Annotated in this window: 25 protein-coding genes; 19 read left to right on the top strand and 6 right to left on the bottom strand. The window is 69.6% G+C overall.

Annotated features, from left to right (window positions below; translation table 11 throughout):
* Nucleotides 1-11 precede the first annotated feature (11 nt).
* The 4 genes from AB0J09_RS18505 to AB0J09_RS18490 all read left to right on the top strand — a co-directional run bounded on the left by AB0J09_RS18505 (nucleotide 12) and on the right by AB0J09_RS18490 (nucleotide 3,061).
* A complete protein-coding gene (locus AB0J09_RS18505; RefSeq protein ID WP_360691933.1) occupies nucleotides 12-515 on the top strand; it encodes a hypothetical protein in 504 nt (167 codons plus the stop codon).
* An 86-nt stretch (nucleotides 516-601) separates the two neighbouring features.
* Nucleotides 602-1,528: an aminoglycoside phosphotransferase family protein gene (locus AB0J09_RS18500; RefSeq protein WP_360691930.1), complete on the top strand. Its 927-nt coding sequence runs from the start codon at nucleotides 602-604 to the stop codon at nucleotides 1,526-1,528.
* Nucleotides 1,529-1,670: 142 nt separating this feature from the next.
* The gene (locus tag AB0J09_RS18495) at nucleotides 1,671-2,882 is read left to right on the top strand and encodes an MFS transporter (RefSeq protein ID WP_360691927.1); all 1,212 of its coding nucleotides are present in this window, start codon (nucleotides 1,671-1,673) and stop codon (nucleotides 2,880-2,882) included.
* A 17-nt stretch (nucleotides 2,883-2,899) separates the two neighbouring features.
* Nucleotides 2,900-3,061 (top strand): hypothetical protein, encoded by a 162-nt coding sequence (locus tag AB0J09_RS18490; RefSeq protein WP_360691925.1) that lies wholly within the window; start codon nucleotides 2,900-2,902, stop codon nucleotides 3,059-3,061.
* Nucleotides 3,062-3,086: 25 nt separating this feature from the next.
* Here the strand turns inward: AB0J09_RS18490 and AB0J09_RS18485 are convergent, their stop codons facing one another.
* Together AB0J09_RS18485 and AB0J09_RS18480 are read right to left on the bottom strand one after the other, a co-directional pair.
* A complete protein-coding gene (locus tag AB0J09_RS18485) occupies nucleotides 3,087-3,941 on the bottom strand; it encodes a LysR family transcriptional regulator (protein WP_360691922.1) in 855 nt (284 codons plus the stop codon).
* 138 nt (nucleotides 3,942-4,079) lie between these two features.
* Nucleotides 4,080-4,214 (bottom strand): hypothetical protein, encoded by a 135-nt coding sequence (locus tag AB0J09_RS18480; RefSeq protein WP_360691920.1) that lies wholly within the window; start codon nucleotides 4,212-4,214, stop codon nucleotides 4,080-4,082.
* 76 nt (nucleotides 4,215-4,290) lie between these two features.
* Here AB0J09_RS18480 and AB0J09_RS18475 point away from each other — a divergent pair, with 76 nt between their 5' ends.
* The 4 genes from AB0J09_RS18475 (at nucleotide 4,291) to AB0J09_RS18460 (ending at nucleotide 6,309) form a co-directional block, all read left to right on the top strand.
* A complete protein-coding gene (locus AB0J09_RS18475; RefSeq protein WP_360691918.1) occupies nucleotides 4,291-4,566 on the top strand; it encodes a hypothetical protein in 276 nt (91 codons plus the stop codon).
* Between the two features lie 213 nt (nucleotides 4,567-4,779).
* Nucleotides 4,780-5,991 (top strand): MFS transporter, encoded by a 1,212-nt coding sequence (locus AB0J09_RS18470; protein ID WP_360691915.1) that lies wholly within the window; start codon nucleotides 4,780-4,782, stop codon nucleotides 5,989-5,991.
* A gap of 8 nt (nucleotides 5,992-5,999) precedes the next feature.
* Nucleotides 6,000-6,149 (top strand): hypothetical protein, encoded by a 150-nt coding sequence (locus AB0J09_RS18465; protein ID WP_360691962.1) that lies wholly within the window; start codon nucleotides 6,000-6,002, stop codon nucleotides 6,147-6,149.
* On the top strand, nucleotides 6,115-6,309 hold the full coding sequence (locus AB0J09_RS18460) for a hypothetical protein (RefSeq protein ID WP_360691912.1): 195 nt from the start codon (nucleotides 6,115-6,117) through the stop codon (nucleotides 6,307-6,309). The genes AB0J09_RS18465 and AB0J09_RS18460 overlap by 35 nt, the downstream gene beginning before the upstream one ends.
* On the opposite strand, the gene AB0J09_RS18455 is transcribed toward AB0J09_RS18460, so the two are convergent.
* Nucleotides 6,278-7,159, bottom strand: coding sequence for an RNA polymerase sigma-70 factor (locus tag AB0J09_RS18455; RefSeq protein WP_360691909.1), 882 nt, complete (start codon nucleotides 7,157-7,159; stop codon nucleotides 6,278-6,280). The genes AB0J09_RS18460 and AB0J09_RS18455 overlap by 32 nt on opposite strands.
* A gap of 244 nt (nucleotides 7,160-7,403) precedes the next feature.
* Here AB0J09_RS18455 and AB0J09_RS18450 point away from each other — a divergent pair, with 244 nt between their 5' ends.
* Complete coding sequence (locus AB0J09_RS18450) at nucleotides 7,404-7,817, top strand: methyltransferase domain-containing protein (RefSeq protein WP_360691906.1); 414 nt, start codon at nucleotides 7,404-7,406, stop codon at nucleotides 7,815-7,817.
* Nucleotides 7,818-7,878: 61 nt separating this feature from the next.
* On the opposite strand, the gene AB0J09_RS18445 is transcribed toward AB0J09_RS18450, so the two are convergent.
* Together AB0J09_RS18445 and AB0J09_RS18440 are read right to left on the bottom strand one after the other, a co-directional pair.
* Nucleotides 7,879-8,802, bottom strand: coding sequence for a haloalkane dehalogenase (locus tag AB0J09_RS18445; RefSeq protein WP_360691903.1), 924 nt, complete (start codon nucleotides 8,800-8,802; stop codon nucleotides 7,879-7,881).
* A gap of 254 nt (nucleotides 8,803-9,056) precedes the next feature.
* Nucleotides 9,057-9,521, bottom strand: coding sequence for a cupin domain-containing protein (locus tag AB0J09_RS18440; RefSeq protein WP_360691900.1), 465 nt, complete (start codon nucleotides 9,519-9,521; stop codon nucleotides 9,057-9,059).
* An 81-nt stretch (nucleotides 9,522-9,602) separates the two neighbouring features.
* On the opposite strand from AB0J09_RS18440, the gene AB0J09_RS18435 reads away from it, so the two are divergent.
* From AB0J09_RS18435 to AB0J09_RS18410, 6 genes are all read left to right on the top strand, one after another.
* On the top strand, nucleotides 9,603-10,169 hold the full coding sequence (locus tag AB0J09_RS18435; protein ID WP_360691897.1) for a helix-turn-helix domain-containing protein: 567 nt from the start codon (nucleotides 9,603-9,605) through the stop codon (nucleotides 10,167-10,169).
* 44 nt (nucleotides 10,170-10,213) lie between these two features.
* Entirely contained in the window at nucleotides 10,214-11,098 is an 885-nt protein-coding gene (locus tag AB0J09_RS18430) for an NmrA family NAD(P)-binding protein (protein ID WP_360691894.1), read from the top strand.
* Nucleotides 11,095-11,271, top strand: a complete 177-nt coding sequence (locus AB0J09_RS18425) for a hypothetical protein (protein WP_360691891.1) — start codon at nucleotides 11,095-11,097, stop codon at nucleotides 11,269-11,271. Before AB0J09_RS18430 ends, AB0J09_RS18425 begins: the two co-directional genes overlap by 4 nt.
* A gap of 194 nt (nucleotides 11,272-11,465) precedes the next feature.
* Nucleotides 11,466-13,766 (top strand): LuxR C-terminal-related transcriptional regulator, encoded by a 2,301-nt coding sequence (locus AB0J09_RS18420; RefSeq protein WP_360691888.1) that lies wholly within the window; start codon nucleotides 11,466-11,468, stop codon nucleotides 13,764-13,766.
* 12 nt (nucleotides 13,767-13,778) lie between these two features.
* Nucleotides 13,779-16,280: an ATP-binding cassette domain-containing protein gene (locus AB0J09_RS18415; RefSeq protein WP_360691885.1), complete on the top strand. Its 2,502-nt coding sequence runs from the start codon at nucleotides 13,779-13,781 to the stop codon at nucleotides 16,278-16,280.
* Entirely contained in the window at nucleotides 16,277-17,407 is a 1,131-nt protein-coding gene (locus tag AB0J09_RS18410; protein ID WP_360691882.1) for a substrate-binding domain-containing protein, read from the top strand. The genes AB0J09_RS18415 and AB0J09_RS18410 overlap by 4 nt, the downstream gene beginning before the upstream one ends.
* A gap of 11 nt (nucleotides 17,408-17,418) precedes the next feature.
* On the opposite strand, the gene AB0J09_RS18405 is transcribed toward AB0J09_RS18410, so the two are convergent.
* Complete coding sequence (locus tag AB0J09_RS18405; RefSeq protein WP_360691879.1) at nucleotides 17,419-17,955, bottom strand: XRE family transcriptional regulator; 537 nt, start codon at nucleotides 17,953-17,955, stop codon at nucleotides 17,419-17,421.
* A gap of 81 nt (nucleotides 17,956-18,036) precedes the next feature.
* Between AB0J09_RS18405 and AB0J09_RS18400 the strand changes: the two genes are divergently transcribed.
* The 4 genes from AB0J09_RS18400 to AB0J09_RS18385 all read left to right on the top strand — a co-directional run.
* A complete protein-coding gene (locus AB0J09_RS18400) occupies nucleotides 18,037-19,170 on the top strand; it encodes an aminotransferase class V-fold PLP-dependent enzyme (RefSeq protein WP_360691876.1) in 1,134 nt (377 codons plus the stop codon).
* Nucleotides 19,171-19,192: 22 nt separating this feature from the next.
* Nucleotides 19,193-20,566: an amino acid permease gene (locus tag AB0J09_RS18395; protein WP_360691873.1), complete on the top strand. Its 1,374-nt coding sequence runs from the start codon at nucleotides 19,193-19,195 to the stop codon at nucleotides 20,564-20,566.
* Nucleotides 20,567-20,922: 356 nt separating this feature from the next.
* The gene (locus tag AB0J09_RS18390) at nucleotides 20,923-21,051 is read left to right on the top strand and encodes a hypothetical protein (protein WP_360691871.1); all 129 of its coding nucleotides are present in this window, start codon (nucleotides 20,923-20,925) and stop codon (nucleotides 21,049-21,051) included.
* A gap of 388 nt (nucleotides 21,052-21,439) precedes the next feature.
* Nucleotides 21,440-24,237: hypothetical protein (locus AB0J09_RS18385; RefSeq protein ID WP_360691869.1), on the top strand; the 2,798-nt coding region annotated here is incomplete at its 3' end.

The following is a 24,237-nucleotide window of genomic DNA, read 5'->3' as shown; positions in this document are numbered from 1 at the left end:
CCAAGACGGCCGTGCCCGTCGCCGCCACGCCGGTCTACGCCGTACCGTCGGCGACGTCCTCCCCGCGGTCGACCCATGAACGAATCCAGCAGGCGTACACGGAGTACTGGGCGGTGCTCCTCCGGGCGGGCCGATCAACTCCCGAGCAGGCGCGCGAACTGCTCAAGCCGTACGTGGCCGGCGGGTACCTCGAGCAACTCGTCGAAGGCGTCCGCAGGATGCGAGACAAGGGACGAGAGCCATCGGGCCGAGTGACTCCGCGGGTGAAGGAGGTCTGGCTCGCCGGACGCCATGCCAAGGTGGTCGACTGCCAGGACGTCTCGCACGCCTATTTGGTCGACGTTCGGACCGGGCAGATTGTCGCGAAAGACGAACCGATCCAGACATTCGCGAACGTCGAGGCGGCTCTCCGGCAAGGCGAAGACGGGCGGTGGCGCCTTGAGAGCGTGCGGATCAAGGACAAGCCGTGTACGCCACTGAATCCCCCCGACGCGATGGAGACCAGCCCTCAGTGACGCCGGGCGTGCTTCAGGTGGCGGCCTGCCGCGCGCGACGCGGGCTCAGGTCAGTACGGCGGTGGACTGCCGAGTAAGGTGCCCGGATGATCGGGATACCAGAGGCGTTCGCGCGGAGCACTGTCGAGCGTGAGGGAGAGCCCGGAGCGGCGTGGCTCGCCGAACTGCCCAGGATCGTGGACGACCTGCTGGAGCGTTGGGAGTGCGTGCCGGACGGCGAGGTCATGCACGGGGGCGTCGGGGTCATCGTCCCGGTGCGACGGCAGGCCGAGGGGGCCGCTGTGCTGAAGGTGTCGTTTCCGCATCCCGGCAACGTCCATGAGCCGGACGCGTTCGCGGCGTGGGGCGGGCGCGGAGCTGTCCTGTTGCATGAGCGGGACGACGAACGTTTCGCCATGCTGCTCGAGCGCGTCCGGACGTCGACGCTGGCGGAGGTCGAAGACGGCGATGAGGTTGTGACGATCGCAGGGCGGCTCAATCTCCGGCTGGCCATCCCCGCGCCGCCTGGCCTGCCCCGGCTGCGGGAGCAGGCCGGCGCCTGGGAGGAGCGGCTACGCGAGGATGCCGACGAACTGACGCATTCGATGTCGCGTCACGTGGTGGGCGCCGCCGTGGCGACCGTCCGCGAGCTGGGCCGGGCCCAGCCGGACACCCTTATCCACGGCGACCTCCACGCCAGGAACATCCTGCGGGCCGACCGTGAGCCATGGCTGGCCGTCGACCCCAAGGGGTATGCGGGAGATCCCGCGTACGACGGCGGCACGCTGCTCAAGTCGCGCGCGCTGACGCTCCTCGAAGCGGACGACCTGCGCAAGGCTCTCCACCGTACGCTGGACGTCTTCGCCGAGGCCGCGGAGGTGGATCGCGAACGCGCCCAGCGCTGGGCCCAGTTCCATGCCGTCCAGGCCGCGTTCTGGGGCCGTCGCCACGGATTCCGAATGGCCCGCGGCGGATCACGCTTGGACTGGCTCACCGAATTCGCAGACCGCGTGGCGGAGTTGCTCACGAGGTGATCCATCACCAAGAGAGATGACACTCATCGCTGATTATCGCCCTGGCAGAGGAAGCGCCGGCGCATGCCCGCCGTTGGAAGGCGTCAGAGGGGAGCAAAGTCCCCTCGATGGACCACCCGACGTCGAGCTCTGAGAGGCACCTGTGACCCCTTCCGTTCACCCCCAGACCGCCCCGCGGACGGCGTCGCCCTCGGCCGGGCTCGTCGTGCTCCTGGCCGTCGCCTCCGGGATGACCGTCGCCAACCTGTACTACGCCCAGCCTCTGCTGTCCTCATTGAGCGCGTTCTTCGGGATCGGCACGGCCGCCGCGGGCGGGCTCATCACCGTGACCCAGATCGGCTATGTGGCGGGCATGCTGCTTCTCGTCCCGCTCGGTGATCGCATCGAGAAGCGCAGGCTCGTCGTGGTCCTGCTGGCCGTCACCGCGGCGGCGCTGGTCGCGGCGGGGACTGCCACCACCTTCCCGGTGCTCCTGGCCGCCTCACTGGTCGCCGGAGGAACGTCTGTCGTCGCCCAGATCCTCGTCCCGTTCGCGGCCGGTCTCGCCCCCGACCACGCTCGCGGGCGCGTCGTCGGCCAGGTGATGAGCGGCCTGCTCACCGGCATCCTGCTGTCCCGCACGCTGAGCAGCCTGGTCTCCCAGGTCGCAGGGTGGCGCGTCGTGTTCCTGGGCTCGGCCGTCCTGATGGCCGTGCTGGCACTGGCCCTGCGCGCGGCCCTGCCTCGCCATGCCCCCAGCACGAACGTGTCGTACGGGCGGCTGCTGCACTCCACCGCGCGGCTGGTGCGCACCCACCCGGCGCTGATGCGGCGCGGGCTGTACCAGGCGGTGATGTTCGGCGCGTTCAGCGCGTTCTGGACCACGGTGTCGTTCGTGCTGACCGGCCCCGCTTTCCACTACTCCGGCTTCGGCGTGGGCATGTTCGCCCTGGTCGGGGCGGCTGGAGCGGCGGTGGCGCCGTTCGCGGGACACTGGGCCGACCGCGGGCTGGTGCGCCCGATGACCGCCGCGGCGTTCGCCGCCGCCGCGCTGGCGTTGGCGCTCGCCGGATTCGGGCAGCACAACATCATTCTGCTCGCCGTCGCCGCCGTCGTGCTCGACATGGCGGTGCAGACCACCCTCATTCTCGGCCAGCACACCATCTACCGGCTGGACGGGGATGCGCGGGCACGGCTGAACAGCGTCTACATCGCCACGTTCTTCGCCGGAGGAGCCATCGGCTCCCAGGCCGGCTCGATGGTCTACCACGCCTACGGCTGGACCGGCGTGACAGTCCTGGGCGCCGTGCTCCCCGTCCTCGCCCTGCTCTACTGGGCCACCGAAGGCCGCGCCAGTGCCCGCACCACGTCGTGACCGGCGATCACTCCGATATGAAAACCACCCAAAGCATCAGCGAGGTCCAGTGGTTCGGCGCCAAGCGGGCGGGCGCGACCGCCGTCGAGGTCGAAGGCGCCTCGCACGCCGTCGCGGTATCCCGGCCCAAGGACGTGGCCGACCTGATCCGCGAGGCGGTCCGGGCCACCTCCGCCTGATGTACCGCCCAGCGGCGTGCGGGGATCAGGTGATGTGCCGGAGCAGTGCCGCGACCGCGGGTGGCGGCTCTCCCCGGGGCCGGACCACCATGACCTTCCACCTCGGCGCGTGCTGGGCGAAGCGGTGGGCGGTCAGGTCCGGGAACCTCGCCGCGATCGACTCCGGCATGATGCACACGCCCAGGTCGTGGCGTACGAGCTCGGACGCCGCCACGATGTCGTTCACCTCGAACGTGGTCGTGCGCTCGACCAGGGCCGCGCGGAACGCCTGATCGACCGAGTGCCGGATCGCCCAGCCGGGCGAGAAGTCCACCAGGGGCAGCCGGGCCGCGTCGGCAAGCGTCACCGGCCCGGGGAGCTCCCGCCCGGCCGAGGTCACCAGGACCATCTCCTCCCGGGACAGCAACCGGGTCACCAGGCCCCGCTGCTGCTGGCGGTCGAGCGCGACCACCGCGAGGTCCACGGCACCCTCCCGCAGCGCCTGCCGGATGTCGACCACCGCCGCCTGCCGCAGGCGGACCACGACGCCGGGATGCTCCCTCCGCAGCCCGGCCAGCGCATGGTGCAGGCCGGCCCAGACACCCTGCATCGTGCCGACCGTGATCCGTCCGCGCAGCTGTCCCCGCACGCCGTCTACCGCCGCCCGCACCTGATCGGCGGCCCGTAGCGCCGCTCGTGCGGCCGGGATGAACGCCTCGCCGGCCGGGGTCAGGGCCACCCGGTGAGTGGTGCGATCGAACAGCGGAGTGCCCAGGTCGCGCTCCAGCGCGCGCACCGTGCTGGAGACGGCCGACTGGACGACGTGCAGACGCTGGGCCGCCGCCGTGAACCCGCCCTCTTCGGCAACCGCGACGGCCACCTCCATCTGCCGCAGATCCAAACACCCTCCCAGGCCCGCGGGGGTCATCTCTGTAAGAGATGACCCTTTCCCCTTATTATCGCCGCATCTGTCACGCCATGAACGAGCGGATGGCGCGCTCGGTATTGAGGTCGCCAAGGGGCAGCTCCGGCGCTCTGGCTAGGTAGTGAGGATGCTGATGCCGATCATGCGAGCGCCGGTCTCGGTGCGCGGGCGGTGCGTGCTCCCGGGCGCGAACACCACATAACTGCCCGGCCCGAGGCGATGCCCCCGGTCGATGAACTCGCCAGACACGCACACCACGCCCGCCGCCTACCGCCGCTCCTTCGGCCGCCACGCCGGCGGCGGGCGACCGAGCGGCTGAGGCGGAGTGTGTGCCCGCATCCGGCCCGGCCGGCAAGGGACGGCGGGCGCGGTCGCGGCGTGGCGGGACACGCCGTTCTTCTCCGACGAAGAGCGTGCCGCCCTCGCACTCGCGAAGGCGGCCACGCAGGTCCCCGACAACCCCGACGGCGTCCCGGATGCCGTGTGGGAGGCGGCCGCGGACCACTACGACGAGGAGGCGCCGGCCGCCCTGGTCATGGCGATCGCGGCGATCAACGCCTGGAACCGCATCAACATCACCCTCCGCAACGCCCCCGCGTAGTTTCAGAACGAGGTGAGACAGGTCGACGGGCGATGCTCGTGGCTCTGGGTTCCTTGCGGATGTTCGCTATCGCCCGCCATACAGGTCGCCAAATTCACTCACAGACGTTGCTGCTCGTATCCGGCTATCGCAAAAACAATGGCCTCCGATACCGCCCAGAACCATGCCGGGTAGCGGACGCCGAATGATCCCGTGCCACGGTGGGGGAGTTTCATGGCTGTGGGTGAGAAGACGGCGTCCGGTCGGATGCCCTGGGTGATGCTGGCGCTGGCGACGCTGGGGTTCGCGGTGAACTTCTGGGCGTGGGCGCTGCTCAGCCCGCTCGGCCCGCGGTACAAGGAACTGCTCGGCCTGTCGGCCCCGCAGCAGGCGTTGCTGGTGGCGGTGCCGGTGATCGTCGGCTCGCTGGGGCGGATTCCGGTGGGTGCGCTGACCGACCGGTTGGGAGGGCGGGTGATGTTCCCGCTGGTCTCGGCCGCCACGATCGTGCCGGTGTTGTTCATCGGTGTGGCCGGTCAGAGCTCGCTGGCCGCGCTGCTGGCCGGCGGGTTCTTTCTCGGCATCGGGGGGACGGCGTTCGCTGTCGGGGTGCCGTTCGTCAACGCCTGGTTTCCGCCGCATCGGCGAGGGCTCGCGGTGGGGATCTTCGGAGCGGGGATGGGTGGCACTGCGATCAGCGCGCTGACCACGGTCAATCTGGTCGAAAGCGCTGGGGCGGCTGCCCCGTTCGTCATCACGGCGGTAGTGCTCGCGGTCTACGCGGTCGTCTCGTGGCTGGTGCTGCGGGATGCCCCCGGGCGGGGCGTGGCCGGGGGGTCGCTGACGGCGCGGCTGGCGGCCACCGCCAGGTTGCCGATCACCTGGCAGGCCTGCTTGCTGTACGCGGTGGCGTTCGGGGGCTATGTCGCTTTCTCTGTCTACCTTCCGGCTTACCTGCAGACGGGGTACGGGCTGGAGCAGGCGGACGCCGCCAGCCGGATGGCCGGGTTCGTCGTGCTGGCGGTTCTGATGCGGCCGGCGGGCGGGTGGTTGTCGGACCGGCTCGGCCCGGTGCCGGTGCTGGCCGGGGTGTTCTCCGTGGTCGCCGTCATGGCCGCGATCCAGGCGCTGACCCCCGCCCTGATGCCGGTGGGCACGATCGCCTTCCTCACCATGGCGGCCGCGCTCGGCGCGGGCAGCGGCGCCACGTTCGCGCTGGTGGCTCAGGTGACCCCGACCGACAAGGTGGGCTCGGTGACCGGGCTGGTCGGCGCGGCCGGCGGCCTCGGAGGGTTCGTGCCCCCGCTGGTCATGGGCTTCATCTATGGCCGGCTCGGCTCGTACGGGCTCGGACTGGCGCTGCTGGCCGTCACCGCCGCCCTGTCCGTCGTGCTGACCCTGACCGCGGTACACGCCTTGACCACCGCGCGAGCACACGCCCAGTGATCAGCGCGATGGCTCCCAGCCCAGCGGGCGCGGCCGCCGTCACGATCGTGATCGGGACGACCACCCTCGCGGCCTCGCCCGCTCAGGCCATGGACCCGTGGGGGCGCCTGCCCGCACGGCTGGATGTGCGCGTACTCAGGCCCGGACGGCGCAGGTAACTTCGCGAAGTTCGAACTCCAGGCACGGGCACTACGCGCCGACGCCGGCCAACGGACAGCCCGCCGCGATCGCCTGCCTCCGCGACGGCGGCGGGATCCCCCCGAACGCGGAAGCCCGGTGACGAGGATCATTCGGTGGATCGTTCGGCGATATGGGTGAGTTTGTCGGGGTTGCTGACGGTGTAGATGTCGCGTACTTGGGTGCCGTCCGGGGTGAGGTCGACGACCATGACGGCGTACGGGGCGTTCTGGACGAACAGCACGGCGGAGGGCTCGCCGTTGACCTCCTGGTATTGGATGTCCAAGTCCTCGAAGGGCTGGGCGGCGCTGGCGAGAAGTACGCGGGCGACGTTGTCGCGGCCGTGGATGGGACGTGGGCCGGCGGCGCTCGACTTGCCACCACCGTCGGACCACAGGGTCACCTCGGGGGCGAGGAGCTCCATCAGCGCGTTCAGATCGCCGCCGAAGGCGGCGGCGACGAATCGCTCGGTCACTTGTTGCTGGAGGTGCGGGTCGATCTGGGTGCGGGGGCGGCGGGCCTGGACGTGTTCGCGGGCGCGGTGGGCGAGCTGGCGTACGGCGGCGGGGGTGCGGTCGAGCATGGCGGCGATCTCAGTGTGCTGGTAAGCGAACACCTCATGCAGGATGAACACCGCCCGCTCCAGTGGGGTGAGCGTCTCCAGCACCACCAGCAGCGCGATCGACAGCGAGTCCGAGCGTACTGCGTGATCGGCGGCGTCGGCGGCGGTGAGCAGGGGTTCGGGCAGCCAGGACCCGACGTAGGTCTCGCGCCGCCGGCGTAGGGCGGTCTGGTGGGCCAGTGCCTGGTTGACCGCGATGCGTACGAGGTAGGCGCGGGGATGCTCGATCTGGTCCGGATCTCTGGAGGACCACGCCAGCCAGGTCTCCTGCAGGACGTCCTCGGTGTCGGTGACGCTGCCGAGTGTGTTGTAGACGATGGAGAAGAGCAGTTCGCGGTGGTCGGCGAACACCTGGGTGGCATTGGACATCACAGGTCCCCCTATCTGTGTGACTGCTGCCTGAGAGCCCTTGTCGGGGTCGTTGTGTGACGTCCGCACGGCGAAAAGTGACCCAGATCTCATCCGCCGGAAATTCGTTTGCCGCTCGCGCGGGCCCGGGTTAAGGTCGCCGCTCATCATCTCGTGACGGAGGAGTTGCTTTACATGCGGGTCGATGTCGTGCGTGATCTCGCCAGCTCGGTAATTCGACCATCGCGTGTTAGGACTCGTTTCCTTGGATATTCCACGTAGTTTCGTCATCCGGGAGAGCAGCCACCGGATCCTCAATCCGTTCACCCTGGAAAAGTTCGCCACTCTGGGCGCCGCGATCGGCCTGCGCCCGGACGCTTCCGTGCTCGATCTGTGCTGCGGCAAGGGCGAGATGCTCGCCACCTGGGCCCGCGACCACGGCATCGCCGGCACCGGCGTGGACATCAGCACCGACTCTCTCGCCACGGCACGCGAGCGCGCCGCCGAATTCGGTGTCGCCGATCGGCTGACGTTCGTGCATGGCGACGGGCGTGTTCGCGCTCATGAAGCGCTGACGAATCCCATCCCGGCCCTTTGCCCCGCTGGGCCGGGACGACCCGGGGCCGGGCAGCCGTCCTTTCCACGGCCGCCCGGCTGTCCGGGATGGATCCACTCGTGAAGGAGCCGAAGAGCGCGTCAGGTCATGCTCGACGTCCACTTCAACCCGCCGGTGGCTCGCCTCAGGCCGTCATCGGGGGGGCCGCGACGAAATCATTGATGACCTCCGCGAGCCGTTGGGGCTGGTCTTCCTGGAGGAAGTGGCCCGCGTCGGCGATCATGATCGAGGTGGCGCCGGGAACGCGTTCGGCCATGCGCTGGGCGTGCGGGCCCATGACCCCGTCGCGTTCTCCGTACGCGCACAGGAACGGAATCTGGAGTTTCTCCAGTACGGCCCAGGCGGCACGGTTGGGTTCGCTGGCCACGTCCTGCGGCGAGATGGGGACGAGCAGGGGGAACTGGCGTGCGCCCGCCAGGTATGACTCGTCCGGGAAAGGGGCGTTGTAAGCGGCTAGGACCGCGGGGTCGACCTCGCCCACGGCGTTGCGGGTGACCACTTCGCCCGGCTCGAACGGGTAGGCGCGCTGGCTGCGTTGCAGCCACTGGACGTAGAACGGGCCCATCTCGTCGGAGTCGCCGGTGGGCAACATCGTGTTGGCGGTGATCACCCGGCGGAAGCGTTCGGGCTGCTCGGCCAGCAGCCGCAGGCCCAGCAGGCCGCCCCAGTCGTGGCAGACCAGGGTGACATCCCGCAGGTCCAAGGCGTCGAAGATGGTCTCGCGCAGCCAGTCCACGTGCGCCTGGTAGGTGTAGCCGTAGCGGAAAGCGGGCTTGTCCGAACGGCCGAACCCGATCAGATCGGGCGCCACGCATCGATGGCCGGCCGCGACCAGCGGCGGGATCACGTGCCGGTAGAGGTAACTCCAGGTCGGCTCGCCGTGCAGCAGCAGGATCGTCTCCCCGCCGGCGTTCTCTGGGCGTTCGTCCACATAGTGCACGCGCAGCCCGCCGCTGATCTCGGTGTAGTGGGGTTCGAAGGGGTAGCCGGGGAGGTTGTCGTAGCGCTCGTCCGGGGTGCGGAGGACGTACTCAGCTGGGTTGCTCATGCACCCTGAGAGCTGCCGGAGGGGCGCGAGTGTGACGTGATCTGTGCCTCAGGTGCGCGGGAGACGGTCAGCGTGGGGTGGCCTGGCGGCGGTCCAGGCCGGGGCGTCGAGGAAGTAGCGCGCTGGTCGCGCCGATGCTGGTCACGTCGCTGGCCGTACCTCCCGGCGCACCCGCGCCGGCCCTGCGTCACCTGCTCCAGGCCATCGCCGGCACGGATCCGCTCTGACCGCTCCCACGAGATTCGTGTGGGTGGCTACCGCTCCTCGTAGGTGATCTCGTGTTTGGCGGCGATGGGGTTGAGCTTCTTCGGGTCGAACTGTCCGTCGGTGACGGTGGCGTCCGGTCCGGCCTCGAAGACGTCCTCGAGGTAGCACTCCCACCCTCCGGGCGTGGAGATCTGTATCACCCGTGGGGGCGGGGTGGAGCCCTTGCGCAGGGCATGCGGGACTCCGTGCGGCAACAGGACGAACCCGCCTGCGGCGACGTGCTCGACCCGGTCGTCGAACTCGACCTCCAGCACGCCGTCGAGCACGTAAATGCACTCGTCGGCGACGTGGTGGACGTGGCGGGGGATGTCGCGGGCGAGGATCACCTCCAGCAGGGAAAGCCTGCCCTCGGTGTCCTCGGTTCTGGCCTTGAAGGCGAACACAGGCGGGACGGGGACGCGGCTGGGCCGTACCTCGCCGGGGTTCAGCAGGATGAAACGGTCTTTCGACATGATGGTGACCCTTCACGCATGACATAATCGGAATATGGAATCCGGATTCCGCAGTTGAGTCTAGACAGAGGATCTCGTGGCATGTCAACTCCGCCGACCCGGCGTAAGCCGCGCACCGACGCCGAGCGCAACCGTGACCGTGTGCTGGAGGCGGCCCGGGCGCTGTTCACCGAGCACGGCTTTGACGTGCAGATGTCGGAGGTCGCCCGGGTGGCCGGAGTCGGCGTGGGGACCCTCTACCGGAAGTTCCCGACTCGCGACGTTCTGATCGAGGCTGTCGCGGAGCAGCGCTCCGCCGAGATGGCCGCGTTCGCGCGGGCGCGCTGCCTCGCCGAGGACGATCCGTCCCAGGCGCTCGACCTGTTCCTGCGCCACGTCGGCGAGGTGCTGGCGGGCGATCGCGGCATGTCGGAGGTGATCGAGCAGGCCATGGGATCGACCGAGCCGCGCGGGGAGGCGCGCGCGGCGCTCCACGGCGTCATCGCCGAGCTGATCGACCGGGCGCGGGCCGGTGGCGTGATCCGGCCGGATGCGACGACCGCGGACGTCAACATGATCGTTTGCGGTCTGGCGGCCGTCATCCGCCATTCGGCCGGTGACTGGAGGCGGTACGCCGAGATCGCGCTGGATGGCCTTCGTCCCCGCTGACCACCTCGGTGTCACACTTCGGGTGCCCGCACCCTCTCAGGGGCATGACCATTCTCGTTACCGGGGCCACCGGAACCGTCGGCCGCCACGTCGTCGACCACCTGCTCCGCCAAGGCCAGAAGGTGCGCGCCCTGACCCGCGACCCGGCCCGCGCCGACCTGCCCGAAGGAGTCGAGGTCGTCGCCGGTGACCTCACCCGCTCCGGCACGCTGAGCCCGGCGTTCGACGGTGTCCGGGCAGCTCACCTGATCACCTTCGGCGGCGACTACCAGCCGTTGCGCAACGGGCAGGAGATCGTGGATCTCCTCGGGAAAGCCGGGGTCGGCAAGGTGACGCTGCTGAGCGGTTGGCACGAGGGCACCCTGGAGCCCGCCGTCAGAGCCGGCACCCTGCAGTGGACCTTCCTCCAACCCGTGCAGTTCATGGCCAACTTCATCGCCGACTGGGGTGAGCCGCTGCGCACCACCGGGGTTGTGCGTGAGCCATACGGTGACCGCAAGAGCCCGCCCATCCACGAGGCCGACATCGGCGCCGTGGCCGCGACGGTCCTTATCCAGGCCGGCCACGCCGGCCAGGCCTACCACCTCACCGGGCCCGAAGTCCTGACGCCCCGCCAGATGATCCGCCACTTGGCCGAGGCCACCGGCCGTGACCTGCGCTTCGAGGAGCTCACCCCTGATCAGACGCGACAGGAGTGGGGCACGGAGGGCAAACGTCCGGACCTGTCCCTCTTCGGCGCCTTCGCCCAGACGCCCGGCGTCACTGATGGGGACCTGGTGGAGATCCTGCTCCAGATGTACGGAACGCCGAACGAGTACGGCACCACGTTGACCGGCAACGTGGAGAAGCTCACCGGCCGCGCGCCGCGCACGTTCGCGCAATGGGCGGCGGAGAACGCCCACCATTTCCAGCCGCGGGGGGCCGCATGACCGGCCGCCCGTTCCGGTTCGGCGTGGCTCTGCAGGCGGCCGGCGCCTACGCGCTGGACGCCATGGCTCCGGTCATCGAGCTGGGCGCGAGCTGCACCACTGACCCCGGCTTGGGCGTGGCGTCACTCGCCGCAGAGAAACGGGTCCAGGAGGTTGGAGAAGGCGCAGTGTGACTAGAGCAGCATTTACGTCCGCCGTGCCATGGCATTACCCGGAACGGGTAATTAAATATTCGCGGGGATAGTGGTGGTGGCGTTGGCCTTTCTGCCATTCGGGTAGCCGGATCGAAAAGCCGGAAGATTACGCAACGCATAATCAGCGACTTCCTTGAGTCAGGATGAACTAGGTTCGTGGTGCTATGGAGGCGATGGCGCGATCACGTGCGGGGAATCTGCCGCTTGAGCTCACCAGCTTCGTCGGTCGCAGGCACGAGATAGCCGACGGCAAGCACCTGCTCGCGGCCGGCCGGATGCTGACGCTCACCGGTGTCGGCGGGGTGGGCAAGACGCGGCTGGCGCGCCGGATCGGCGCGGAGATGTCACGGGAGTTCCGTGACGGGATCTGGCTGGTCGACCTGGCTCCGCTGATGGCGGGAGACCTGCTCGCGGAAACGGTCGCCGGTGCCGTCGGATGCCCTCAGCCGGATATGGCCTCTCTTGCCGAATACCTGCATGACAAGCGGTCGCTGCTGGTGCTGGACAATTGCGAGCATCTGCTCTGGCAGTGCGCCGCCTTGGCCGGCGATCTGCTGGTCATGGCCCCTGAGCTGAGCATTCTGGCCACCAGCCGGGAGGCGCTGCACATCGCAGGGGAGCGGATCCTTGAGGTCCCGCCGTTGATCGTGCCGGGGGCGGCCGAGACGTCGGTGGATGACGCCCTGCAGAACGAGGCGGTGAGGCTGTTCGAGGATCGCGCCGCGTCCGTCGTGCACGATTTCCGGGTCAACGAGGCCAACAGCGTGACGGTGGCGCGGCTGTGCCGGCGATTGGAGGGCATCCCGCTGGCCATCGAGCTCGCCGCGGTACGCGTGCAGGTCCTGTCCGTGGAGCAGATCCTCGAGCGTCTCGACAACCGGTTCCGTTTGCTGACGACCGGGCCCACTACCGCGCCACCGCGGCAGAAGACGTTGCGGGCGCTGCTGGACTGGAGTTACGACCTGTGCGCCGAGGACGAGCGGGCGCTGTGGGAGCGGATGTCGGTTTTCTCGGGCAGTTGCTGCCTGGAAGCCATCGAGCACGTGTGCTCGGGGCACGGGATCGCGCGGGACGTCGTGCTGGACGTGCTCGCGCGGCTGGTGGACAAGTCGATCGTGCAGCGCCGCGGGCGGGGCCCTGCCGTACGTTTCGGCATGCTCGACACATTGCGCCAGTACGGATGGGAGCGGCTCGTCGCCTCCGGTCAGGAAAAGTCCCTTCGCCTGCGGCACCGCGACTGGTGCCGCGACCTGGCGGCCCAATCTGAGGCCGAGTGGTTCGGCGAGCATCAGATGGAGTGGCTGGCGCGCCTCACCGACGAGCAGGGGAACGTGCGCGCCGCGCTGGAGTTCTGCCTGAGCGAGCCTGGGGAGGCGTGGGCCGCGCTCGAGATCGCCGGCGCGATGTGGAGCCATCGGCTTTCGTGGAGCTCTCCGAGCGAAGGGCACCACTGGCTGGAGCGGGCGCTGGCGCAGGAGCCCGACGCCGGCGCCCTGCGGGCCAAGGCCTTGTGGGTCGACGCATGGCTCGTGCTGCTTCGCGGAGAACCGCAGGCCGCCAAGCCGTTGCTGGAAGAGTGCCGGGAGCTGGCGGAGCGGCTGGGTGATGAGGCCCAGCTCGCCGGCGCGGTCCACATCACGGGGTTCGCCACGTTGCTGACCGGCGATTTCACCCGAGCCTTCGAGCTCCTGCAAGAGGCCCTGGTCCGTCGCCGTGCCCTGGGCGACCGCGGCAACGCCTGGGTGGCGCTTCTCCAGCTGGCCATGACCGCCGTCCTCATGGGCGAGCCGCGTTCCGCGAAGCTCTGCGAGGAAGTCCTGGAGACGGCCGAGCAGGCGAACGCCGCATGGTCGGTCTCGTACGCGCTGTGGGTCGCGGCTCTGGACCGATGGCGGCAGGGCGCACTCCGGCAGGCCGTGAGCATGATGCGGGACGCCGTCCGGCTGAAGCTGCGCTGCAACGACCATCTGGGCCTCGCCCAGTGCCTCGAGGGGCTGGCCTGGATCCTGGCCGACGAGGAGCAGTACGAACAGGCCGGTCAGATGCTGGGCGCCGCTCACATGGTCTGGCGGTCGATCGGAACGTCTCTGCCCGGGCTCCGGCATCTGGCGGGTCTCCACGACCGGTGCGAGTCCACGGTCCGGCATCACCTCAAAGAAGGGACGTTCAAGGCGGCCTTCAACCGGGGCTCGGAGTTCACTCTCGACCAGGCCGCCGCCTATGCGCTGGACGAGAAGCTCGCACGGCCCGCGGAAGGCGTCCAGCCCGAATCCGACGTCACATCCATCCTCACCCGCAGAGAACGGGAGATCGCCGAACTCGTCGCCCGAGGTCTGAGCAACAAGCAGATCGCGGATTCCCTGGTCATCTCCCAACGCACCGCGGAGTGCCATGTGGAGAACATCCTGCGCAAGCTGAACTTCACGTCCAGATCGCAGATAGCCAAGACGTGGGCCTCACGCCAGGCCGGTTGAGGACGTCGAGAAATGACCACGCCGGGATCGGCGGCCATCCCCGACCCGCTCATCCGGATCCGGGGGCTCCACAAGCAGTTCGGCGGCATCCGCGCGCTCGAAGGCGTGGATCTCGAACTGCGCCGCGGCGACATCCTCGCCCTGCTCGGCGCGAACGGCGCCGGCAAGTCGACGCTGATCAAGATCCTGGCCGGAATCCATCAGGCCGATGGGGGAGAGGTGGTCGTGGCCGGCCACCCGCTGGGCAGCCGGGCCGCCACCGCCGGCATGGCGTTCATCCATCAGGATCTCGGCCTCGTGGAGTGGATGACCGTCGCGGAGAACATCGCCCTCGGCACGGGGTACGCCCGGCGCGGCGGCCTCATCTCCTGGCGCGCGATAGATGACCGCTGTGCGGAGGCCCTCCAGATCGTCGCCTGTCACCTCGACCCGGCCGAGCGGATCGCTCCCCTGACACGCGCGGAGCGGTCGCTCGTGGCCATCGCCCGCGCGCTGGCCACGGAAGCGAAGATCGTCGTGCTGGACGAGCCGACCGCCTCCCTGCCCGACGCGGAACGCGGCCGGCTCTTCGACGTCCTGCGTGCGCTCCGCCAGCGCGGTCACGGAATCCTGTATGTCACGCATCGGCTCGACGAGGTCTACCAGATCGCCGACAGGGTCGCCGTCCTGCGCGACGGGCGCCTCGTCAGCCAGGGCCCCCTCGCAGGCCGCGATCCGGCCGCTCTCGTACGCGACATCGTCGGACGGGACAGCAAGCGCCACCGGCGCCACGCCCGCAGGCCACGAGAGGTCCTCCTCCGCCTGGACGACGTGCGCACCAGCCAGGCGGGCCCGGTCGAGTTCGCCCTTCGAGCCGGAGAGCTGCTCGGCCTCGTCGGGCTCACGGGCGCCGGGCACTGGGAGATCGGGCGCGTGCTGGCCGGCGCACGCCCCATGCTGTCGGGCCACGTGCTGCTCGCGGGCCGCGCGTACCGGCCGGCCTCGGTCTCAGCCGCCGTCGACGCGGGTGTCGGCCTCGTGACCAGCAACCGGCAGGAGGAAGGAGCCGCGGGGAACCTGAGCGTACGGGAGAACCTCCTGGCCAACCCCGGGATGCGCGGCCGAGCGCCGCTGAGCCTGCTGAGCCCGCGTCGCGAGCGCGCGGAGACGGCCGGGCTCATGACGCGCCTGCACGTTCGCCCCGCCGACACGGAAGCGCCCTTCGACGATCTGTCAGGCGGGAACCAGCAGAAGGTGTTGATCGGGCGGTGGCTCAAGGGCCGCCCCCGTCTCCTGATCCTCGAGGAGCCCACGGCCGGCGTGGACGTCGGCGCCAAGTCCGAGATCTACCGGCTGCTCGACGAGGCCCTGGCGACCGGGATGGCGGCGATCCTGGTCTCGGCCGACTTCGAGGAAGTCGTGAACACGTGTGACCGTGCCCTCGTGTTCGCGCGAGGAGCGGTGACCGCCGAGCTGAGCGGTGACGCCCTCACCGTCGCCGCCCTCGCCCGCGCGGCCACGACCTACGGGGACGGTCCGTTGCTGATCAACGACCCCACACCCCGGCGGCGGCTCTCCGCCGGCCAGCTGATCGGCGGCTACGGCTTGCTCGCGCTGGCCGTCATCCTGTTCGCCGTGTTCGCGATCGTGCTGCCGGACACGTTTCCCACCATGGCCAACCTGACGGCCATCGTCTCCGCCTACTCGATCATCGCGATCCTGGCGCTGGGCGCGACGATCCCCATCGTCACGGGACACTTCGACCTGTCCATCGGGTATGGCCTGGGCCTGGGGCATGTCATGACGCTGCTCCTCGTCGTCAACGCCGGGTGGCCGTGGCCCCAGGCCTGCCTGGTCGTGCTCGCCGGCGGAGCCGCGGTGGGCATGGTCAACGGCTTGCTCGTGGAGTTCGTCCGCATCGACTCGTTCGTCGCGACTCTCGGCACCGGCAGCATCCTGTACGCCGTCACGGGCTGGGTGACCCATGGCGCCCGGATCTTCCCCGGTCCCCACGGCCTGCCGGCGGGCCTGACCGGCCTCTACGACTCCACGTTCCTCAACCTGCCCACACCCGCCTTCTACGTCCTGGCCCTGGCCGCCGTGCTGTGGCTCATGTTGGAGCGGCTCGCCGTGGGCCGCTACCTCTACGTCATCGGCTCGAACCCGCGAGCGGCCGAACTGGTCGGGATCCCGATCCGCCGGTACGTCATCCTCGCCTTCGCGATCTCGGGCCTGGTGACCGGCTTCGCCGGGATCCTGTTCGCCGCCCAGCAGGAGATAGGCAACCCGAGCGTCGGGCTGGACTATCTGCTGCCGGCGTTCGTCGCCGCCCTGCTCGGCTCCACCACGATCAAACCCGGGCGGCCCAACCCCTGGGGCACCGTCATCGCCGTCGCGGTCCTGGCCATCGGGCTGTCCGGCATCAGCCAGTTGGGAGCGGAGTTCTGGGTGACACCGCTGTTCAACGGCATCACCCTGCTGATCGCGGTCGGGCTGGCCGGCTACTCCGCGCGGCGCCGGAGAAGCCAGGCATGAACCTCATCCCGGGTGCGCTGGCGCTGGCGCTGGCCGCCGTGGTCGCGGGCGGCTGCTCGCGCGGCTCAGAGCAGGCCGCTCCCGGCCGGACCGCCTTGACGAGCCCGTGCCCCGCTGTGGTGCACACCGCCACGCGGGCGGTCGCGCGGGCCGAGGCGATGAACGTTCCCTGGGACGGTCCCACGAGCGGGCCGCGAGCCGTACCCGGCAAGAGCATCGTCTTCGTCGCGTCGACCATGACCAACCCCGGCGTGGCCGGCACCGCCGACGGGGTGCGGGATGCCGCCCGGTTCGTACGGTGGAGCTTCCGTGTGATCGACGGCCAGGGCACCCCCGCCGGGATACGCGCGGCCCTGGGCGAGGCGGTCGCCCTTCGGCCATCGGGGATCGTCATCGGCGGGTTCGACCCGAATTCCGTGGCTCAGCAGGTCAAACAGGCCAACGACGCCGGCATCCCGCTCGTGGGATGGCACGCGACCAACTCACCGGGCCCCAGCGCGCATCCCAAGCTCTTCACCAATGTCACGACCCGGGTGGAGGACGTCGCGAGGATCAGCGCGTACTGGATCATCGCCAGGTCGAACGGCGATGCCGGCGTCGTGATCTTCACCGACTCCTCGATCCCGTTCGCGGAGAACAAGTCCCAGCTCATCAAGGAGACCCTGCTGAGCTGCTCCGGCGTCAAGCTCCTCTCCTATGAGAACATCCCGCTCCCCGACGCGGGCAGCCGCATGCCACAGACGATCTCCTCACTGCTGGCGCGGTTCGGCGACCGCTGGACGCACTCAGTGGCCATCAACGACGTCTACCTGGCCGACGCCGATCCGGCGCTGCGCGCCGCCGGAAGGCCGGGCGGCGGGCCTCCCTACTCGGTCGGCGCCGGCGACGGCGATCCATCCGCCTTCGAGCGCATCCGTGACCGGCGGTTCCAGCAGGCGACCGTCCCGGAGCCGTTGAACGCGCAGGGCAGCCAGATCGTCGACGAGCTGAACCGCGCGTTCGCCGGTCACCCGCCGAGCGGCTACGTGCCGCCGGTGCACCTGACCACGGCGGAGAACGTGAACGGCGCCACGTCGTGGGATCCGCGCGGCTACCGCGATGCCTACCAGCGGATCTGGCGGGGGTAGAGGGCCGTCGGTCAGTAGCTGGGCGGAGTGGCGGCGATCAGGAAAGCGGCCGGTTCCTCGCCCGGGTTCAGGTAGCGGTGCGGGAGCGACGAGTCGAAGTAGCAGCTGTCGCCCGCCTCCAGCAGGTGCTCCACCCCGGACACCTCCACGACGAGACGCCCCCGCAGCACCAGCACGCACTCCTCGGACGGGTGCGACCACGGCTCGGCGGCCGACGACCCGCCGGGCATCAGGTGCCCTTCCAGCACCTCCAGCCGCCCGTGCCCGGGCGACACGCGGGTGTAGGTGATGCCGCCGGCCGGGGACTTCACCAGCATCCGCGCGTCCCGCCGGATCACGGCCACCGCGGCTGCGTCGGGCTCCTGGAACAGGCTGAACAGCGGCAGGTCCAGCACCTTCGCGATCTTCCTGAGCGTCTCCAGGCTGGGATCGGCCAGGTCGCGCTCGACCTGGCTGATCAGCCCGCTCGACACGCCCGCCGCCGCGGCGAGCTGGGTGAGAGTCAGCCCACGCTCGGTGCGGAGCTTGCGGATCCTGGCGCCAATCACGCGCCGATCCTATCCTTGGCTGGCGTCAATGCCGTTAAAGATGTATTGACCTGGTTAAAACCGGCCGATAAGGTGCCCGAAATGTCGCACATGCTGAACGCCACCCAGTTCCGGGCCGAGTTTCCCTCTCTGTCCGACTCCGTGCACCTGGCGAGCTGCAGCCAGGGTGCCCTGTCGTCGCGGCTCGCGTACGCGCTGCAGGAGATCGGCCACTCGCTGCGGGACAGGGGCGCCCCCTGGGAGCTGTGGATGGCGGAGGTCGGCCGGGCCAGGGAGCGGTTCGCCAGGCTCATCGGCGCCGAGCCGGATGAGGTGGCCGTGCTGTCGTGCGCCTCGGAGGCCGCCTTCCAGGCCGCCTCCTCTCTCGACTGGTCGCGGCGCCCCGGCATCGTCACCAACGACCTGGAGTTCCCGTCGATCGCGCACGTGTGGCTGGCCCAGGGCAAGCGCGGCGCCAAGGTCAGGGTGGCCGCCGACACCGGCGAGAACGTCACGGCTGAGGCCTACGAGCAGGTCATCGACGAGACCGTCAACCTCGTGTCCGTCCCGCTGCACACCTACCGCAACGGCGCCCGCCTCCCGGTCGAGGACGTCGTACGGCTGGCGCACGAGCAGGGCGCGCGCGTGTTCGTGGACGCCTATCAGGGCACCGGCGTCACCCCGATCGACGTGAAGCGGCTCGGCTGCGACTACCTGGCGTCCGGGGCGCTCAAATACCTGCTCGGCCTGCCCGGCATCGCCTTCCTCTACGTCCGCGGCGGCATGGAGCAGCAGCGCGAGCCCGAGCTCACCGGCTGGTTCGGCCGCACCGATCCGTTCGCGTTCGATCCCCGGCTGCTCGACTTCCCCGGCGACGCCCGGCGATTCGAGACCGGCACGCCGCCCATCCCGTCCGCGTACGCGGCCAACGCCGGGTTCGACCTCATCGAACGGGTGGACCTGCACGCCGTACAGGAGCATGTGTCCGCCCTGGTCGAGGAGTTGGCGGAGCGGCTTGCGGCGGCCGGCGTGCGGGTGGCGAGCCCGGCCGGGGCGCGCGGCCCGCAGGTGGCCATCGCCGACGACGACCCCAATGAACTGGCCGCCCGGCTGGCCGAGCGCCGCATCTGGACCGCGCCGCGGGGTGACCTGCTGCGGCTGTCCTTCCACTACTACAACGACCGGTCCGACGTGGACGCGGCCGTCGAAGCCATCAGCGCCTGCCGCAGGGGCTGATCACCCCCTTGAGAGGTCTCCAGTGGACAACGAATCCGGCCTGCAACGCAGGCTGACCGGGCGCCAGCTCACCATGATCGGCCTGGGCGGCGCGATCGGCACGGGACTGTTCCTCGGCTCCAGCCTGGCGATCTCCCAGGCCGGCCCGGCGACCATCGTCGCCTACGTCATCTGCGCGGGCGTCGCCCTGGTGATCGGCTGGTCGCTGGCCGAGATGGTCGTCGTCCATCCCGAGGCGGGCGCGTTCGGGGTCATCGCACACCGGTACCTGGGCCCGTGGGCGGGATTCGTGGTCCGCTGGACGTACTGGACGATCCAGGTCATCGCCATCGGCGGCGAGGTCATCGCGGCCGGGATCTACGTCCAGTTCTGGTGGCCGTCACTGCCGCTGTGGCTGCCTGTCACGGTCTTCTCGGCCGTCGTGCTGGCCATGAACGCCGCCGCGGTCAAGCTGTTCGGCGAGGTCGAGTACTGGTTCGCGATGATCAAGGTCGTGGCCATCATCGTGTTCATCCTGCTCGGCGTGGTCCTCATCACCGTCGGCCTGCCCGGCGCCGACGCCACCGGCGTCTCGAACCTCACCGCCCACGACGGCTTCCTGCCCAACGGCATGAGCGGGCTGTTCCTGGCCATGGTGTTCGTGCTGTTCAGCTACATCGGCACCGAGGTCGTCTCGGTCACCGCCGCCGAGTCGGAGAATCCGGCGCGCGACATCCCGCGCGCCGCCCGCCGCATGATCACCCGGCTGGCGCTTTTCTACGTGCTCGCCATCGCGATCGTGCTCACCGTGGTGCCGTGGACCACCACCGCCCAGGGCGGCTCGGTGACCGAGAGCCCGTTCGTCCGCGTGTTCTCGGCGGCCGGCATCCCGGCCGCGGCGACCATCATGAACTTCGTCGTGCTGACCGCCGCCCTGTCCAGCGCCAACACGAACCTCTACCTGACCACCAGGATGATGCACTCGCTCGCCGCCAACAGGTACGCCCCCGCCTGGACCGGGAGGCTCAGCGCCACCGGCGTGCCGCGCAACGCGCTCGCGCTGTCGGCGCTCGGCCTGGCGCTCGCCGCCGTCGTCTCGGCGGCCAGCGAGAGCGGGGCGTACCTGGCGCTGTTCGGCGTGTCGGTGTTCGGCGCGCTGGTGGTGTGGCTGCTGATCCTGGTGACGCACTACGCCTTCCGGCGCACCCGTGCCGCCCAGGGGCTGCCGCCGTCACCGGTCCGTCTCTGGGGCGCGCCCGTCACGTCCGTGGTGGTGATGCTCTTCCTCGCCGCGGTGCTCGTCTCGACGCTGTTCATCGAGCCGCTGCGGCCGGCGTGGTGGGCGGGCGTCCCGTTCTTCGTGATCCTCAGCGTCGCCTACGTCGTCACCTCCCGCCGCGCCAAGTCGACGGTCTAGTCTCCGGTACGGCCTACCGCATCCAGCCGAGGAGACGAACATGCCCGCCGCAGGCAAAACGATCAGCGACAAGGCCCTCTGCTACATCGTCCGGGACGGGCGCCTGCTGGTCTTCCGGCACGTGGACCACAGCTTCGAGGAGGTCGGCCTCCAGGTGCCCGCCGGCACCGTCAAGCCGGGGGAGGACCCGGAGGCAGCCGCCCCTCCGGGAGGCACGGGAGGAGACCGGGCTCCAGGAGCTGACCGTCGTCAGGAAGCTCGGCACGGTCGAGTACGACATCACCCCGTACCGAGCCGAGATCCAGCGCCGTCACGTCTTCCAGCTTGAGCTGCACCAGGAGACCCCCGAACGCTGGATGAGCAGGGAGGACAACGACGGGGAAGGGGAGCCGATCCGCTTCGAGTGCTTCTGGATCCCGCTGGAGCACGGCCACGTGCTGCAGTCAGGCCAGGGAGCCCTCCTCTCGTGCCTCGTCGAGTGCTGAGCCCGCCCCGGGGCTTGCCAGTGGGGCATGCCGTTGGCGAACCGCACGTAGACGACGCGCCGGCCAGATCACTCCTGAACGGCGCGTCGTCATGCGGAGTGCGTAGAGACCGGTGTCTATTGAAGTGCCCTCAGACTAGGTGTGAGCCGTCGGGTCGGCAAGGGGAGGCGACGCATTCCATCGCCCACGGCAATCCCAGAGGCGGCATATTCAGCCGGTGAACAGGAAAAATGTGCCTGGATGGACGTGTTGGGAGCCGTCCGACCATGTAACGCCTAGGTAACGGCTTCTTGTCGCTTACCTAACTCCAGCCTAATCTCGGGGGACAACGTTTTCTATCGCCCTCCGTCCGAAGGCATCACCCCCCGTGTCAGGAGATCAATCCGCCATGCGCACACGGCGCCGTTCAGCCGGCCTGCTCGCCGCGACCCTGCTGCTGCCCTTCCTCGCCGTGACGCCCGCGGCGGCCGTCGCGACCGCCCCCTTGCCCGCCGGATACGTGGACGTGGTCACGTTCGGCGACGCCGAGTCCGAGAACACGCACGCGCTGCAGGCGGCGTCCACCGCGGCGGTGGACGGGGCGCTGGGGGAGCCCGCCAGGGTCGCCAAGCCGACCGCCCCGCCGAGCGTCAAGGGAGGCGAGCTGCGGTTCAGGGTGGCGGTCGACCCGGTCGCGCAGAACTACTTCACGCTGAAGTTCTGGGGGAGCGACGTCTCGCCCTACAAGACGATCGCGTACATCAACGGCGAGCAGATCGGCTACCGCCGCTCGGGCGACTATGAAGCGATCAACCTCGGATCGAGCAAGCCGCTGCCCGGCCGGTTCTACTACAACACGATCATGCTGCCGCTCGAGCACACGCAAGGCCGGCGGATGGTCGAGATGACCGTCAGGACCTATGACGCCGGGTTCAGCCAGCCCGTGACCGCCGACTCCCGCGGCTATTACCGGGCCTACACGCACACCACCGCGTACCTGGACGTCTCCGGCGAGAACCAGGGGGCGGTCACCCCGGACACCACGCCCGCGCCCGGGCCGGGTGACGCCGAGAAGCAGGCGATGGTCGACCGCTACCGGCAGAGCCAGATCGACCTGTTCAACCAGTACAGCGCGCAGCTCGACGCCTCGCCGACGGCGAAGCTGTCGATCGTCCGCTACCAGGACGACCTGCGCTTCTACGCTTCGGCGCTGCTGGAGCCGTGGGCGCCGGCGAACACGCCCGAGCTGAAGAAGGCGGCGCTGCGGCGCCTGTTCAAGGCCATCGACAACCACGTCAAGGACTACTACGCCGACACCCGGCTGCTGCTGAGGGGCGGCCACCAGGGCGACTGGGGCGGCTACTACGGGGCGCTGGGCGAGGCGCTGTACATCGTGGAGAACCTGATCCCCGAGGTGTACGGCACGGAGGAGTTCGAGGCGTTCCTGGACGAGCCCTTCGTCACCGGCACGCAGGACGGGCCGGCCTCGCTCAAGGGCGTGGACTGGGAGGGCGGGGAGCTGTCCCGGCGAGAGGCGTACGAGCGGGTGCTGAAGGCGAACTTCGACTTCGCCCGAGCGCGTCTGTCCTACATCTACAACCAGGTGATGTACACCTACGAGGGCGCATGGGAGGCGCACGAGGGCCTGCGGGTGATCGGCTCGCGTTTCTACGAGGGCAAGGCCAGGAGCCACCGGATCCTGCTGGAGTCGCTCGGCGTCCAGCCCTTCCTCGGTGAAGAGGTGCTGGTGGGGCGCGACGGCAAGGACCTTGACCTCTACCACTCGCTCTTCTACCACGACACCACCGCCCGTTTCACCGACGACTTCACGCAGATCGTCGGCAAGGGCCTGGCCAGGAGCAAGCTTGACGCCGACGGCGAGGTGGTGCGCCGCCTGCCGTACGGCGAGCACTACACCGGCATGACCAAAGCCGGGCTGACCAGGGAGAACACGTTCGTCGCCAACTACGGCGAGGCCACCAACTACCTGCCGGAGTACTTCTTCCGCACCTGGGGGCACAAGGGCGACGAGCAGCTCAACGACGAGATACTCAAGCTGGCGCTGAAGAACCTGCACGCCCGCGGCTTCACCCGCTACACCGGCACGGACGTCAACGGCAAGCGGGTGTCCCTGGCGGAGATGGTCGCCGACGAGCGCAACGCGAGCTACCCGGGCTGGCCCGCCTACGGCCTGCGCAACAGCGAGGGCCGCACGATGGAGTACGTCACGCTGGACAAGCACATGTCCGAGCACGCCGAGCGCTACTCGGGCGCGGAGTGGGAGCCGTACCGGCGCTACGCGAACGAGGCGGCCGGGTTCCTCCAGCAGCAGCTCGCCGACAACCAGTACTTCAACACGTTCTCCTCCGTGGAAAGCAAGCGGAAGTGCGACATGTGGCTGCCCGAGACCTACGCCTACCTGCGCGCCCGGACGGCGGCCGGGGCCGTGCTCCCGCAGACGGACTTCGCCGCCTACACGCCCGGGGAGATCGCCGCGCTGGGCGTCGATCCGGCCGGGTACGAGCGGTTCGCGTTCGCGGACGTGGACAACATGTTCGTCTCCGTCCGCGACGGCGACACCCGGATCTTCGGCTCGCTGTTCGAACGGCAGCGCGGCGTCGCCGGGAACGGGCGGCTGCACGTGCTGGCCGAGGACCATCACACCATCGTGCAGATCGCCACGGACACCCAGTTCGCCTACCGCGACTACAACGTGCGGATGGACAACATCGACGTCGACTTCATGGAGGACCAGCAGACAGGCGACGGCGGCCTGCCGCAGGCCCTGGCCGGTGAGATCCTGCCCGCCGCCCACCAGCCGGGCGTCGGCACCGTGCGGCGGGAGAACTACGAGTTCGACACGCCCTACTCCGGATACGCGGACTTCCTGACCGCCCGCTACGGCGACTACGTGTTCGCGTTCAACACCACCCGGGATGACTACGGCAACAAGCGGTCGTTCTCCCTGGACGTTCCCGGCGACGCGGTGGACCTGGTCTCGGGCAGGCAGGTGCGCAAGGGCGCGGTGAGCGTGCCGCCCGAGACCGCGATGGTGCTGAAGCTGGACGGCGTCGTGGCCGAGCGGCCCAGGCCGCACCACGTGGACTTCGTGCAGGCGCTGCGCGACCGCGACGGCGTCACCCTCACCTGGAAGCCGGCCGCCGGCGCCGAGTCCTACACGATCAGGCGCGACGGCAAGGTGATCGC

Source organism: Nonomuraea sp. NPDC049784 (assembly GCF_040659615.1).
Lineage (GTDB): Bacteria > Actinomycetota > Actinomycetes > Streptosporangiales > Streptosporangiaceae > Nonomuraea.
This window is presented reverse-complemented; position numbering and strand designations above follow the sequence as displayed.

Excerpts from the sequence above, each read along its gene's own strand:
- AB0J09_RS18500 (WP_360691930.1), top strand. The coding sequence starts at position 602 with ATGATCGGGATACCAGAGGCGTTCGCGCGGAGCACTGTCGAGCGTGAG.
- AB0J09_RS18490 (WP_360691925.1), top strand. The coding sequence starts at position 2,900 with ATGAAAACCACCCAAAGCATCAGCGAGGTCCAGTGGTTCGGCGCCAAG.
- AB0J09_RS18470 (WP_360691915.1), top strand. The coding sequence starts at position 4,780 with ATGGCTGTGGGTGAGAAGACGGCGTCCGGTCGGATGCCCTGGGTGATG.
- AB0J09_RS18465 (WP_360691962.1), top strand. The coding sequence starts at position 6,000 with ATGGCTCCCAGCCCAGCGGGCGCGGCCGCCGTCACGATCGTGATCGGG.
- AB0J09_RS18460 (WP_360691912.1), top strand. The coding sequence starts at position 6,115 with ATGTGCGCGTACTCAGGCCCGGACGGCGCAGGTAACTTCGCGAAGTTC.
- AB0J09_RS18455 (WP_360691909.1), bottom strand. The coding sequence starts at position 7,159 with ATGTCCAATGCCACCCAGGTGTTCGCCGACCACCGCGAACTGCTCTTC.
- AB0J09_RS18445 (WP_360691903.1), bottom strand. The coding sequence starts at position 8,802 with ATGAGCAACCCAGCTGAGTACGTCCTCCGCACCCCGGACGAGCGCTAC.
- AB0J09_RS18440 (WP_360691900.1), bottom strand. The coding sequence starts at position 9,521 with ATGTCGAAAGACCGTTTCATCCTGCTGAACCCCGGCGAGGTACGGCCC.
- AB0J09_RS18435 (WP_360691897.1), top strand. The coding sequence starts at position 9,603 with ATGTCAACTCCGCCGACCCGGCGTAAGCCGCGCACCGACGCCGAGCGC.
- AB0J09_RS18430 (WP_360691894.1), top strand. The coding sequence starts at position 10,214 with ATGACCATTCTCGTTACCGGGGCCACCGGAACCGTCGGCCGCCACGTC.
- AB0J09_RS18425 (WP_360691891.1), top strand. The coding sequence starts at position 11,095 with ATGACCGGCCGCCCGTTCCGGTTCGGCGTGGCTCTGCAGGCGGCCGGC.
- AB0J09_RS18420 (WP_360691888.1), top strand. The coding sequence starts at position 11,466 with ATGGCGCGATCACGTGCGGGGAATCTGCCGCTTGAGCTCACCAGCTTC.
- AB0J09_RS18415 (WP_360691885.1), top strand. The coding sequence starts at position 13,779 with ATGACCACGCCGGGATCGGCGGCCATCCCCGACCCGCTCATCCGGATC.
- AB0J09_RS18410 (WP_360691882.1), top strand. The coding sequence starts at position 16,277 with ATGAACCTCATCCCGGGTGCGCTGGCGCTGGCGCTGGCCGCCGTGGTC.
- AB0J09_RS18400 (WP_360691876.1), top strand. The coding sequence starts at position 18,037 with ATGTCGCACATGCTGAACGCCACCCAGTTCCGGGCCGAGTTTCCCTCT.
- AB0J09_RS18390 (WP_360691871.1), top strand. The coding sequence starts at position 20,923 with ATGAGCAGGGAGGACAACGACGGGGAAGGGGAGCCGATCCGCTTCGAG.